Origin of the sequence: Actinoplanes awajinensis subsp. mycoplanecinus (assembly GCF_001509495.1) — a bacterium.
GTDB lineage: Bacteria > Actinomycetota > Actinomycetes > Mycobacteriales > Micromonosporaceae > Actinoplanes > Actinoplanes palleronii.
Genome location: NZ_LLZH01000048.1, coordinates 107,832 through 121,096, shown reverse-complemented (window position 1 = coordinate 121,096; position 13,265 = coordinate 107,832). Strand labels below are relative to the sequence as shown.

At 72.8% G+C, this 13,265-nt stretch carries 8 protein-coding genes; 4 read left to right on the top strand and 4 right to left on the bottom strand.

What is annotated here, in order from left to right; translation table 11 throughout:
* The first annotated feature begins 147 nt into the window (after positions 1–147).
* Together ADL15_RS56405 and ADL15_RS52750 are read left to right on the top strand one after the other, a co-directional pair.
* A complete protein-coding gene (locus tag ADL15_RS56405; protein WP_269748324.1) occupies positions 148–273 on the top strand; it encodes a hypothetical protein in 126 nt (41 codons plus the stop codon).
* Between the two features lie 1,128 nt (positions 274–1,401).
* Positions 1,402–4,473, top strand: a complete 3,072-nt coding sequence (locus tag ADL15_RS52750) for an AfsR/SARP family transcriptional regulator (RefSeq protein WP_198170672.1) — start codon at positions 1,402–1,404, stop codon at positions 4,471–4,473.
* A 4-nt stretch (positions 4,474–4,477) separates the two neighbouring features.
* Here the strand turns inward: ADL15_RS52750 and ADL15_RS09640 are convergent, their stop codons facing one another.
* Positions 4,478–5,377 carry a hypothetical protein gene (locus tag ADL15_RS09640; RefSeq protein WP_067687356.1) on the bottom strand — a complete coding sequence of 300 codons (900 nt, stop codon included), beginning with the start codon at positions 5,375–5,377 and terminating at the stop codon, positions 4,478–4,480.
* A gap of 86 nt (positions 5,378–5,463) precedes the next feature.
* On the opposite strand from ADL15_RS09640, the gene ADL15_RS09635 reads away from it, so the two are divergent.
* Positions 5,464–6,087 (top strand): hypothetical protein, encoded by a 624-nt coding sequence (locus tag ADL15_RS09635; RefSeq protein ID WP_067687354.1) that lies wholly within the window; start codon positions 5,464–5,466, stop codon positions 6,085–6,087.
* Here the strand turns inward: ADL15_RS09635 and ADL15_RS09630 are convergent.
* From ADL15_RS09630 to ADL15_RS09620, 3 genes are read right to left on the bottom strand one after another with little or no spacing between them, the layout of a single operon-like run.
* Positions 6,078–7,325, bottom strand: coding sequence for a sensor histidine kinase (locus ADL15_RS09630; RefSeq protein WP_067687352.1), 1,248 nt, complete (start codon positions 7,323–7,325; stop codon positions 6,078–6,080). The two genes, ADL15_RS09635 and ADL15_RS09630, sit on opposite strands and share 10 nt — an antisense overlap.
* Positions 7,322–7,987 carry a response regulator transcription factor gene (locus ADL15_RS09625; RefSeq protein ID WP_232343982.1) on the bottom strand — a complete coding sequence of 222 codons (666 nt, stop codon included), beginning with the start codon at positions 7,985–7,987 and terminating at the stop codon, positions 7,322–7,324. The genes ADL15_RS09630 and ADL15_RS09625 overlap by 4 nt, the downstream gene beginning before the upstream one ends.
* A gap of 23 nt (positions 7,988–8,010) precedes the next feature.
* The gene (locus tag ADL15_RS09620) at positions 8,011–9,399 is read right to left on the bottom strand and encodes a ferredoxin reductase family protein (protein ID WP_083971059.1); all 1,389 of its coding nucleotides are present in this window, start codon (positions 9,397–9,399) and stop codon (positions 8,011–8,013) included.
* 206 nt (positions 9,400–9,605) lie between these two features.
* On the opposite strand from ADL15_RS09620, the gene ADL15_RS09615 reads away from it, so the two are divergent.
* Positions 9,606–13,244, top strand: coding sequence for an alpha-L-rhamnosidase (locus ADL15_RS09615; protein WP_083971058.1), 3,639 nt, complete (start codon positions 9,606–9,608; stop codon positions 13,242–13,244).
* The last annotated feature ends 21 nt before the right edge of the window (positions 13,245–13,265 follow it).

Here is a 13,265-nt window from a genome sequence, read left to right as displayed (position 1 = left end):
CTTCAAGCATCGGCACGGCACACCTCCACGGCGGCATGGCTGGAGACTAGACCAACCCGAGCGAAGGGATCTGCAATGCCCCTCAGAACGGATTACTCCCTGAGAAGGGTCACCCAGGGCGTCGCTGCCTGCATCGCGGACTACGGCGTGGCGTTCATCGAGGACGACAAGCTGGACGCGCTCGAAGCGACGCTGCTGGCCTTCTTTCGCGCGGCCGAGATTCCCGTACGCGACCCGAAGCCGGCGGACCCGGATGTGGCCGTCGCGGGCTGAGTAACGCCGGCCCGGTGAGTGCTATCTGTAGTTACTAGCTAACCAAGGGTGCATGTAACCGTAGTTACTATAACTACGGTTACATGCGCGCAGGGGCCTGCAGATTCGGCCAGCCGAGGGCATCGCAGAGTGGATCTCGGGCTGTTGGCCGGACCCGCGCGAGTCGGGGAACTTCGATTGACAACCCAAGTTGTCGAGGATTGTGATTGTCGACAACTTTGGTTGTCATGGTGAACCTCGTGATGACAACCAAAGTTGTCGCTATGGCTCTGCCAGGGAGTCCGTCCACCGTGACTCGATGCGACCATCCGCCGTCCGGGCGGCAGGGTCCTGCTGCTGGGCGGCGACAGTGCTCATCGAGGAGCAACTCACTGCCCAGCAGCAGGACCCTGCCCGCCGGGCGGCGGCAGCTGGGGGCAACTATGCCCAAATGGGAAGCGCCTGCGGGATCAGCCGGCAGGCCGCGAGGAAGCGGTGGCCAGACATCGCGGTGCCGAGTCCGGCGACCCGCCGGAAGTGACCCTGACAGCGGCGTTCCTCATCAACGAATGCCGGAAGGCCTGCGCCGATAGTCGCGTTGGGCCCTGGACTGTTGGCCAACAGCAGGCAACACGCCCGACAGCAGGTCGTGTTGTCGGGCAACGCCAAGGCAACAGCCGTGGGCGTTGGGGAACTGTTGGTGCAGTACCGCCACCTGTCCGGTGGTCGTGAGCGGATCGGCCAAGCCGGGCCGACCCCACCTTGGCCGCGGCCTGGCTTGCGGTCCGCCTCGTCAACCCCGACGGGGTACGGCAGCGCGTTGTCGGCGCGCTCCGGTGCCGGCCGTTCACCATGTCCGGCAGCCGTCCTTCTGGAGCAGGCCAACGACTTCCCGGTCCGGACCAACTGTTGGCCGCCCGTTGCCCGACAGTGCAGCGCTGTTGGGGTGAATGGTCCGCCCCCCCGCATCGCTATTGGTACATGGTGAGCGCCGGGCGGTGGGATCCTCGCGGCGGCTCCGGGCGTACACAAAAAGCTTTGGGGTTGCTGCAAGCGGAAGGCGCGGGCATGTCGATTTTCTGACGGGGGTGTTCCCGGTGGGGGAGGGCGGTGATCTCCTACGGTGTGCGTTTCCATGTGCTCGGGCCGGTGGAAGCCATCTATGACGGTCGTTCGCTGCCGCTCGGCGGGCCGCAGCAGCGTGCTGTCCTGGCGTTGCTGCTCGCGCAGGCCGGGCAGGTCGTCTCGACCGAGCGGATCATCGCGCAGCTCTGGGGTGACGACGCGCCGGCGACGGCGCGGGCGCTGGTGCAGGGCTGCGTCGCGGGGCTGCGCCGGGTGCTGCACGCCGGGGGTGAGGAGTGCCTGATCAGCCGGCCGCCCGGTTATCTGGTCCGCGGTGAGCTCGACGTGGACCGGTTCGAGCAGCTGGTGGCCGCGGCGGAGCAGGCGGAACCGGAGCACGCCGCGCGGCTGCTGCGGCAGGCGTTGCAGCTGTGGCGCGGGCCCGCCTACGACGGTGTGGTGGTCGACGTGTGCACGGCCGAGGCGGCCCGGCTGGCCGAGCGGCGGCTGACCGCCGTGGACCGGCGGATCGAGGTCGACCTGCGGCTCGGGCGGCACGCCGAGGTGATCGCCGAGCTGGGTGATCTCGTCCGGGAGCATCCGCTGCGGGAGGGGCTGTGGGCGCACCTGATGACCGCCCTGCACCGGGCCGGGCGGCGGGCCGAGGCCCTCGACGCCTACCGGCGGATCCGGTCCGCGCTGGTCGACGAGCTGGGTGTCGAGCCCGGCGCGGCACTGCGGGAAGTGCACCGGGAGGTACTCAAAGGCGGATCGGTTCCACGGGAGTCCCGGTCCCCGGTGCCCGCGCAGCTGCCGGCTGCCGCGGCCGGGTTCACCGGGCGGGCCGAGCACCTGCGCACCCTCGACGCGCTGCTGGACGACGCGGAGCCGGGCGTGCTGCCGGTCGTGGTGATCTGCGGGTCGGCCGGGGTCGGCAAGACCAGCCTGGCCGTACGGTGGGCGCACACCGTGCGCGAGCGCTTCCCGGGCGGCCAGCTCCACGTCGACCTGCGCGGGTACGCGACCACACCGCCCCTGCGCCCGCTCGAAGCCCTGACCGGGTTCCTGACCGCTCTCGGGCTGCCCGCCGAGCGGATCCCGGCCGGTGTCGACGAGGCCGCCGCCGTGTACCGGTCACTGCTGGCCGGACGGGAGGTGCTCGTCGTGCTGGACAACGCCCGCAGCGCCGAGCAGGTACGCCCCCTGCTGCCCGGCGGCCCGGCCGGGATGGTCGTGGTCACGAGCCGGGACGCGCTGGGCGGGCTGGTCGCCGAGTACGGCGCCGTCCCGCTCGGGCTCGACGTGCTCGCACCCGGCGAGGCGGCGGTGCTGCTCACCCGGGTGCTCGGGCCGAACCGGACGTCGGCCGAGCCGGCCGCCGTGACCGCACTCGCCGAGCTCTGCGCGCGGCTCCCGCTCGCCCTGCGGATCGCGGCGGCGAACCTGGCGACCAGCCCGAGGCGTACGGTCGCCGGCTACGTCGCCGAGCTCGAGGCGGGCAACCGGCTCGGCGGGCTCGCGGTGCGCAGCGACGACCGGCTCGCCGTACGAACAGCTTTTGATCTGTCTTATGCGGACCTGCCGGAGCGGGCTCGCGAGGTGTTCCGGGGCTTCGGGATCGTGCCGGGCGTGGACCTCACCGCGGATGACGCGGGGGACCTCCTCGACATCGCGCGGGCGGACGCCGGTCGGTTGCTCGCCCGGCTGGCGGCCGTGCACCTGGTGGACGAGCACGCCGACGGCCGGTATCGGTGTCACGACCTGCTCCGGCTCTACGCCGCCGAACGCGCCGAGGCCGAGGACCCGGCCGGCGTGCGGGACGGTGCGGTGGCCCGGTTGCTGGCGAGCTACGTCCAGCGGACCCGGGCGGCCGGCGATCTGCTCGCCCCGCACATGTTGCGGCTGGCCGGCGAGGTGCCCGGGCATTTTGTGGGGCCGGCCGCCTTCGACGAGCCCGCCGCCCTCGCGTGGCTGGAAGCCGAACGCCACAACCTGGTCCTCGCCGTGCAGCACGCCGCGGCATCCGGCCCGCGCCGGCTCGCCCTGCTGCTGGCCGATGCCTTGCGCTGCTACTTCCACCTGCGCCGCTACACCGGCGACTGGCTGGCGGTGGCGACCGTCGCCCTCGATGCGGCCCGCCAGGACGGTGACCTGGCCGGGCAGGCAGCCGCCCGGCACAGCCTCGGCACCGCGCACCGCAGCGTCGGCGAGCACCGCGACGCGCTGCGGCACTATCTGATCGGGTTGCGGCTGGCCCGGCAGTGCGGCTGGCAGGAGCACGAGGCGACGGCGCTCGGCAACATCGGCATCGTGTGCCGCAAACTCGGCCGGCTCACGCTCGCCGCCCGCCGGCTCGACCACGCGCTGCAGATCGACCGCCGGCTGCACCGGCGGGCCGGCGAGGCCAACAACCTTTCCCTGTACGCCGACGTCCTGCTCGAGATGGGCCGGCTCGCCGACGCCGGTGAGCAGTTCACCGCCGCGTTGAAGCTGAACGCCGAACTCGGCAGCCGCCACGGCGAGGCGCTGGCGCACACCGGCCTGGCCCAGGTCCACCGCGAGCTGGGCCGCTACGACGAGGCCCGCGAGCACCTCGACTCGGCGATGGACCGCTACACCCAGGTCGGCGACCGGGACGGTGTCGCGGTCACGCACTGCGGGCTGGCCGCGCTGGAGTGCGCGCTGGGCCGGTCCGGTCCGGCGCGCGACCAGGCGGCGGCCGGGTTGCTGCTGGCCGGCGAGACCGGTGACCGCGAGACCGAGGCGATCGCCCGCAACGCGCTCGGCGACGCGGACGTGCTGGCCGGCGACCACCCGGGGGCGGCCGGGCACTACCGGCTGGCCCGGGCGCTGGCCGCGGAGACCAGGAGCCTGCGCCCGGAGTGCGCGGCACTGCTCGGGCTGGCCGTCGCCACGCCGGACCGCCTCGCGGCCGAGGACCTGGCCCGGCAGGCGCTCGGCATCGCCGAGACCGCCCGCCTCGAGGTGGTGGTGGGTCTCGCGCACAGCACCCTGGCCGGCGTCTACCGGGTGGGCGGGCAGTCCCGGCTCGCCGACCGGCACGAGCGGGCCGCGGCCGCCAGCCGGGCCACGTCCGGTCACCGGGTGCACGCGCCGGTGGGCCACGACCGTTCGTCGCAGCCCACCGGTGGTTAGCGTGTCATCGCACGCAGAACATCGTGGTGTCCATCTGCCACGCCTCGCTCGGCACGATCGTCGCCTGGGCGCCGAAGGTCGCCAGGTTGGCGGGGCGACCGGCCGAGTTCGGCCGGATCTGCTGCAGGTGCGTGCCGGGCAGCACGGTCGCCCCGGCGAGCCCGGACAGCGCCGACCCGGACGGGCAGGCCGCCGGGACCTGCTTCTGACTGGTCGTCCCGGCCGGCGACAAGAACGACACCCGCTGCTGCTTGAAGTCGTCGAGCAGGCTGTTCGGCTTGGCGCACACCGAATATCCGGTGACCGTGTACGCGCCGCTGTAGCCGTCCGCGTCGGGCTTGGCGAACGCCGCGCTCCCGGTCGCCAGCGTGCCGCTGGAGTTCGGGAACATCCCCAGGTCCATCTGCCCGCCGGCGTTGTCGATCTTCCCGCCGGTGCCGATCAGCAGCTTGCCGGCCGGGCACGGTGCGAACGCCTGGTCGGTGCCACCGGTCCGCGCCGGGTTCACATGCTTGACGATCTCGATGGCGGCGCTGGCCGGCGGTGTCGCGCAGAACGCGAACACCTGGAAACTCCAGTTGCCGGCGATGCCGAACTGATCGGCCTCGGCCGTCACCCGGAAGCTGTCCCGGGCGGTGAGGTTCTGGATCGGCTGCATCTCGGTGATCACCGCGTGGACACCTCCCACGGTGAACGCGCCGCCGCCGGTGACCCGCTCGCCCGGGTTGCAGAAGGTGCTGAACGACTTCTTCGGCTGGGCGTCGGGTGTGGACTGCGAGACCACCGCCCGGACGGTCCCGAACGGCAGCGTCGCGGCCGCCGCCGGTGTGGCCCCGACCGTCGCCAACCCCGACAGTGCCAGGCCGGCGACCAGCAGGGCCGCCCCGAATCTCGGATAACTCAAACGCACGTTTCCCCCTCGTGTGGTTCGGTCGACCGACCTTGACGCACCCCACTGGGCAGACGATGGGCAACTGATGGGAGAACGGGATGGCTGAACCCGCGGAGATCGAGGTCCTGCTGCGCCTCATGCCGCCCGAGACGGTGAGCGACACCACCGTCGACTGGGACCTGATCACCGAGTCGTGGGGGACCGCCTTCCCGGCGGCGTACCGGCGCTTCATCACCCTCTACGGAGCGGGGGCGATCCAGGACTATCTGATGATCGGCGAACCGGAGCCCTGGGCCGAGCCCGCGACCGGCGACGACAACGACATGCGGGCCGGCACGGCATTCGCCCGGGTCCTGTGGGCCGAGTCCCGCAAGGACCCGGAGCTGGCGGGCACGAGTCCCCGGCTGATCCTGTGGGGCCTGGACTCCAGCGGCGACAACCTGTGCTGGGACGCGTCCGGTCCGGACCCGGAGCGGTGGCCGGTGCTGCTCTATAACCGGGGCGAGGGCATCTGGCGGCGCTACGACTGCGGCATGGTCGAGTTCCTGGTCCGGCATCTGCGCGGGGACTTCGCCGGCTGCCCGCTGGGCGACGTGTACCTGTTCGGCCGGGGGAGCGCGATGTTCCTGACCCGGACGGAGTATCGGCGCCGCCTGCGGTCCGGCGTGGACCCGTGGACCGGCGAGCCCGATCCGTACGCGGGAATGTTCAACTACGGATAGCCCGAAGCGGACAGCGGCAACCGCACCACGACCGCCGCCCCATGGCCGTCCGGCCGGATGTGGACGCGGCCGTGGTGCCGCCGCACGATCTCCGCGACGATGGCCAGGCCCAGGCCGGAGTGGTCGCCGGCCGGGCGCCCGGTGACGAACGGGGCGAACGCGTGCCCCACGATCTCCGGCGCGAATCCCGGCCCGTCGTCGAGAACGGTCACGACCGTGGTGCGGCCTTCGACAGCGATCCGCACCGTCACCGCCGTGCCGGCGTAGTCGATCGCGTTGGCGACCAGCGCGGTGCAGAGCCGGGCGAGCGCGGCCCCACTGCCCCGGACCACGGCCCGCTCCGCTGATCCGGAACGGTCGAGGGCGATCCCACGAGCCTGGGCCCGCTCGCGCATCGCGGCGACGACCGCGTCCGTGGTCGCGACCAGATCAACCGGATCGTCGTCGGTCGCGGTGCGCGGGTCGGCGGCGACCAGGAGGTCGTCGAGGATCCTGGTCACCGTACGGGAGTCGCGCGTCATCTCGTCGAGCGCCGCCGCGACCTCGGCGGGCACGTCGTCGCGGTGCTGGTGGGTCAGCAGCTGCGCCCGCGTGCTGAGCAGCGTGAGCGGCGTGCGGAGCTCGTGACTGGCGGCCGCCACGAACCGGCGCTGACCGGCCAGGGCCTCGGCCATCGGGCGGATCGCGCGCCGGGCCATCACGTGCGCGGCGAGCACGGCGACTCCCAGCGCGGCGCCCCCGGCCAGCAGCAGTACGTAGGCCAGCCGTCGCAGGCTCTCCTCGTTGCGGTGCCCCTCGGCGGTGACCTGGACGACCCGGTCGCCGTGCCGCGTGGTGCGGGTGGTGTAGTCGCGGCCGGCCACGGTGCGTTCCCGCACGACCGGGTCGTCGCCCGCGAACACCCGTCGCGCCGCGTCCCGGTCGACGAGCCCGGCCGGTTGCCCGTCGGGCACCGTCACCGTGCCGCCGTCGGAAGCCGTGCCGCTGCCGGAAGCCGTGCCGCCGCCGACAGCCGTGCCGCCGTCGAAAACGGTCACGAAGATACCGCTCGGTGCGATCTGCGAGGTGTCGAGCTGCGACGCCTCCCACAGATCCTTCTCGGTCACCGCATCCATGCTGATCTTGAAAAGGACGAGGACCAGCCCGAGCACGATGACGAGCAGGAGTGCCATCAGGGCCGCGAACTGCACGGTGAGCCGGGCCGACGCCCTGGCCAGCTCGGGTTGCTTCGGCGTCATCGCAGCGGGCCCAGCCGGTAGCCGATGCCCCGGACGGTGTGCACCGCGGTGCGGCCGAGCTTGCGGCGCAGATAGTGCACGTACGTGTCGACCACTCCCGGGTCGGTCGCGTCGGGGAAGACCACGGCCAGCAGGTCGCCCCGGCCGAACACCTGCTGGTGCCGCCGCGCCAAGCGTTCCAGCAGACGCGCCTCCCCGTCGGAGAGGGCGATCAGCCCGGCGGCGGTGGTCACCGTGCGGGCCGCCGTGTCGAAGTCGCCGCCCGGCACCGCGAGCACCGGGGACACGGTCTCGTGGCGGCGCACCAGCGCCCGGATCCGGGCGAGGAGTTCCGCGAGGTCGAACGGTTTCGCCAGGTAGTCCTCCGCGCCCCGGTCGAGGCCGGCCACCCGGTCGGCCGGGTTGCCCAGCGCCGAGAGCACCAGCACCGGCGTGCGGACGCCGCGACCGCGCAACCGGGTCAGCACGTCGAGACCCTCGATCGCGGGCAGCCCCCGGTCGAGCACCAGGACCTCGAACCGGCGGGTGAGTCCCTCGTGCAGCGCCCGCTGGCCGTCGCTCGCGTGTGTCACGTCGTAACCCTCGCCGCCGAACAGGCTGATCAGCATGGCCGCCAGCCGCGGGTCGTCCTCGGCGAGAAGCAGGCGCGGGCGCTCGGGCACAGCAGGATCGTAGACAACGGCGCTCACCAGCCGAACCTCTCCAGGTGGATCTGCGCGGCCGGCAGACCGGTGGCGCGCGCGTCCCGGACGACGGCGTCGGCCCAGGCCGGCGGCCCGCAGACGTACAGATCAGAATCCGACAGGTCCGGAAAAACCTTTTCGATCACCACCCCTTCCTGTACGGCCTGAGCCGACATCCACGAGTCCCCGCCCGGCGCCCGCGACCCGGGCATCAGGACGAGCCGGCTCCCCGTCGTCTCGGCCAGCGCGCTCACCTCGTCCCACAGGTAACGGTCGTCCTCGCCGCTGCCCCGCAGCACGATGGTCGCCTCACCGGGCCGGAGCGCGGAGTCCTCCAGCAGCGCCCGTACCGGGGTGACGCCGACACCCGCCGCGACGACCGCCAGCCGTGGGCTGCTGCGCGCCGCGGCGGTGAAGATGCCGAACATCCCGGCGAAGCCCACCCGGGTGCCCGGGCGCACCCGGCTGATCCGGTCGCTGCCCTTGCCCAGCGCCCGTACCGTGATCCGCGCCGTGGTCGCGGTCGGAACCGCCGACAGCGAGACCGGGTGCCCGTGGAACCACGTGGCGCGGGTCCAGAACCGCCAGATGGCGTACTGCCCGCCCGCGGCGCGCAGCCGGTCCAGGTGCCGCCCGGTGAGGTGGATGGAGACCACGTCCGGGGCGATGCGTTCGACGCGGGTGACCCGCAGGCCGTGCCGCGCGCTGCGCACGATCGGGACGACGACCCGGAAGACCAGCATCGCGCCGAAGGCGATCGCGTAGAGGGTCAGCCAGTACACGTACCGGTTCGAGCGGGGGTCGAGGACCGCGCCGTCCATGCTCTGGTGCGGCAGGGCCATCACGATGCCGAGGTAGCTGAGCGCGTGCACGGCGAACCAGGCCTCGTGGCTGAACCACCGCCGGATCGCCGCCACGGCCGAGGTCACCACGACGAGGAGGAACGTCGCGAGCCCGAGGTAGGCCAGGCCGGTGTCGTCGGGGCCGCCGATCAGGGCCAGGGTCTCGGCGGCGACGTTGCGGCCGTTCTCGGTGGCGCGCCCGACGGTCAGCAGGGCGAAGTGCGCGAGGATCAGGTAGAGCGCGGGTTCGCCGAGGGTGCGGTGCCAGGCCAGCGCGACGTCGTGGCCGACGATCCGGTCGACGAGCGGGACCCGGGCGGCAAGGAAGACCATCACCAGCACCAGGTCGGTGCCGATCAGGCCGGCCATGGTGCCCGCCGAGGTCAGCGCCGTGCCCGGGGTGAGCCGCTCCGGGCCGCCCCAGAGCCCGAAGAGCACAACCGTCATCGCGACGGTCAGCCAGAAGACGGCCTTCAGCAGGCCGGCCGCCCGGACCCGGCGGTCCGAGCGGCGCCGGCGCCCGTCGTCCGGCAGGGGGTGCATCGTCATGGGAGAACTCGCTTCGCCAGAGACTGCTTTCGATCACCTCCGAATCTGGCGGGCGAATCTTCCAGCTTTCTTGGAACGCCCGCCGGGGAATCGCATCAGCTTCGATGGATGCTTGAGTGGATCTTCTTGGGGATCTAGGCTCGTGAGCGGGCGTTTGAAACGTTCAAATCCTCTGAACGTCGTCGCCCCGCTCCCAGGAGGCCCGCATGGCCGCTCCCGCGCCACTCCCTGCCCAAAAACTGTCCCGTCGTACCGTGCTCGGTGGCGCCGCCACCGTTCTCGCCGCCGCCGCGTTCCCCGCCACCGGGGCCGACGCGGCCGTTCTCCCGCAGATCCCGCTCCCGGCACCCGCGAGTCTCGAGGGCGCCCAGTGGATCTGGCACCCCGGCAGCACCACCGAGGCCGGCACCCGTTACCTGCGCCGGGAATTCACCGTCCCGGCCGGGCCCTACACCGACGCCCAGCTCGTCGTCACCGGTGACGACACCGTGGACGTCTGGCTCAACGACACCTGGCTGACCGGTTCACCCCGGGTCGCCGACGCCTGGAAGCAGGCGCGCTACGTCGACCTGGGCGCCGCCCTGCGCCCCGGTCTCAACACCCTGCGGATCGCGGTGCGCAACACCAGCACCGGACCGGCCGGGCTGCTCGGCCGGCTGCGCGTCAGCACCGCCGCCGGCACCGTCGACCTGGTCACCGACGGGTCGTGGCAGGCCGCGGCCGCCGTACCCGAGACCTGGGTGACCGCGAGTGTCCTCGGCGCCTACGGGATCGCGCCGTGGAACCGGCAGGTGGCCGCACCGCCCTCCGGGGCGGCGTCGCCGGTCACCCTGGCCGGGCTGACCACCCAGCGGCGGACCAGCCCGCTCGGCATCGACGCGGTGGCGCCGCTGTTCGGCTGGCGGCTGGCCGCCACCGTCGCCGGTCAGATCCAGGGCCGCTACCAGCTCACCGTCGGCACCCAGGCCACCGGCGCCGACGTGTGGGACAGCGGCCAGGTCGCGTCCGGCGACAGCGTCGACGTCGCCTACGGCGGCACCCGCCTGGCCAGCAACCGGACCTATCACTGGCGGGTCCGGGTCTGGGACGCGCAGGGCCGGCCGAGCCCGTGGAGCGCCCCGGCCACCTTCGACACCGGCCTCTACGACCCGGGCACCGAGTGGAAGGCCGCCTTCATCGGCGCCCCGGCGACCGCGAACCTGACCGGAGCGAGCTGGATCTGGTACCCCGAGGGCGACCCGGCCAGCAGCGCGCCCGCCGGCACCCGGTACTTCCGGCGCACCGTCGACCTGACGCCGTCCGGCCGGGCGGTGCTCGTGGTCACCGGCGACGACACCGCCGACGTCTGGGTCAACGGCACCCAGGTCAGCGCGTCGCGCCGGGTCACCGACTCGTGGAAGCGGGCCACCACGATCGACGTGACCGCCGCGCTGCGGGCCGGCGCCAACACCCTCGCGATCGCGGGCACCAACACCAGCGCGGGACCGGCCGGCGTGATCGCGAAGCTGACCGTCGGTTCCACGGTGGTCGTCACCGACGCCGGTTGGAAGAGCGCGACGAGCGCACCGGCCGGCTGGGAGCAGCCCGGGTTCGACGACGCTGCCTGGCCCGGGGCGCAGGTCACCGCGGCGTCCGGGGCGGGACCGTGGGGCACGTCGGTGGCGGTCCCGCGCCCCACCCCGTACGTGAGCAAGGGTTTTGTGATCGCGAAGCCGATCGCCCGGGCACGGTTGTTCGCGACGGCGCTCGGCCTGCACGAGACCTACCTGAACGGTACGAAGGTCGGCGACGACCGGCTCGCGCCCGGCTGGACCGACTACCGCAAACGCGTGCAGTACCGGGTCCACGACGTGACCGCGGCGCTCAAGCAGGGCGGCAACACGCTCGGCGCGTTGATCGGCAACGGCTGGTACTCCGGCAACGTCGGGTTCGCCGGCACCGCGATCTACGGCGCCACACCCTGGTACTCGGCCCGGCTCGCCATCGAGTACACCGACGGCACCACGGCCGAGGTGCTCACCGACGGCTCGTGGACCGTGACCGCCAGCACGATCGTCGACGACGACCTCTACCAGGGCGAGAACCAGGACGCCCGGATCAACCCCGGCACGGGCACGCCGGTGACCGTGCGAGCCGAGGCGCTGCCGCCACTTGTCGCCCAGGTCGACCCGGGCGTCACGGTCCAGAAGGACCTCACCCCGGTCGCGATCACCCAGCCGAAGCCGGGCGTGTGGATCGTCGACCTGGGCCAGAACTTCACCGGCTGGAACCGCCTGCGGGTCACCGGCCCGGCCGGTACGAAGGTCACCCTGCGCCACGGCGAGGTGCTCAACCCGGACGGCACGCTCTACACCACCAACCTGCGCGCCGCCCAGGCCACCGACACGTTCACCCTGGCCGGCACCGGCGCCGCCGAGGTGTTCGAACCGCACTTCACCGTGCACGGCTACCGGTACGTCGAGATCACCGGCTTCCCGGGCACCCCGGTCGCCGGCTCGCTGACCGGCCGGGCCGCGTGGACCGCCGGCGCCGGGACCGGCACGTTCAGCACCAGCGACCCGCTGGTCAACCAGCTCGCCCACAACATCCTGTGGGGCGCGCGCTCCAACATGCTCTCGATACCGACCGACTGCCCGCAGCGCGACGAACGGCTCGGCTGGACCGGCGACATCGCGGCGTTCAGCGCCACGGCGACGTTCGGGTTCGACACCCACGGGCTGCTCACCAAGTTCGCCGACGACCTGGTCGACGCGCAGCAGGCCGACGGGGCGTTCACCGACGTGGCGCCCGCGGTGATCGGAGGCGCCGGCAAGGCGGGCTGGGCCGACGCCGGCGTGATCGTGCCGTACAACATCTGGCAGCGCTACGGCGACCTGTCCGTGGTGGACCGGCACTACGACGCGATGCGCCGCTACGTCGACTACCTGCGGGCGACCGCGGGCAGCGACCTGATCCGTGACCACGAGACCTTCGGCGACTGGCTGAACGTCAACGACAACACCCCGAACGACGTGACCAGCACGGCGTACTTCGGCTGGTCGGCCCGGCTGCTGTCGCGGATGGCGGCGGCCACCGGGCGGGCCGCCGACGCCACCGCCTACGGCACGCTCGCCGACCGGATCGGGGCCGCGTTCACCACGCGGTTCGTGGCCGCGGACGGGACCGTGGGCAGCGGCAGCCAGACCGGGTACGTGCTGGCGCTCGGGTTCGGCCTGGTGCCGCCGGCCCGGGTGCAGGCGGTGGCGGATCGGCTCGCGGCCGCGGTCGCCGCGCGGGACGGGCACCTGTCGGTCGGCTTCATGGGCGTGGAGAACCTGCTGCCGGTGCTCGCCGCGCACGGGCACGTCGACACCGCGTACCGGATCCTGCTGCAGCCCGGTTATCCCGGCTGGGGCTGGATGAGCGCGAAGGGCGCGACGACGATCTGGGAACGCTGGGACGGCATCACCACCGACGGCGGCTTCCAGGACCCGGGGATGAACTCGTTCAACCACTACGGGCTCGGCTCGGTCGGCGACTGGCTCTACCGGGAGGTCGGTGGTCTCGGGCCGGCGTCGCCCGGCTACCGGCAGGTCCTCGTCGCGCCGAGGCCCGGTGGTCCGCTCACGACCGCTGCGGCGTCTCTCACCACGGCGTACGGCGTGAGCAGCTCGTCCTGGCGCCGCACCGGCGCGGCCCTGGCCCTCGAGGTGGTGGTCCCGCCGAACGCCACCGCCGTGGTCCGGGTGCCGGCCGGCTCGGCGGCGGCGGTGACCGCCCCGGCCGAGGCGGTGCCGCAGGGCTACGCGAACGGAGTGGCGTCGTACACGGTCGGCTCGGGCCGGTACACCTTCACGGTCTCCTGACCGTTCCCGGTGCGGCCGCGG

What these genes read in the sequence shown, in the direction of transcription:
- ADL15_RS09630 (WP_067687352.1), bottom strand. Translation starts at nt 7,325, where the DNA reads ATGACGCCGAAGCAACCCGAGCTGGCCAGGGCGTCGGCCCGGCTCACC.
- ADL15_RS09620 (WP_083971059.1), bottom strand. Translation starts at nt 9,399, where the DNA reads ATGACGATGCACCCCCTGCCGGACGACGGGCGCCGGCGCCGCTCGGAC.
- ADL15_RS09635 (WP_067687354.1), top strand. Translation starts at nt 5,464, where the DNA reads ATGGCTGAACCCGCGGAGATCGAGGTCCTGCTGCGCCTCATGCCGCCC.
- ADL15_RS09615 (WP_083971058.1), top strand. Translation starts at nt 9,606, where the DNA reads ATGGCCGCTCCCGCGCCACTCCCTGCCCAAAAACTGTCCCGTCGTACC.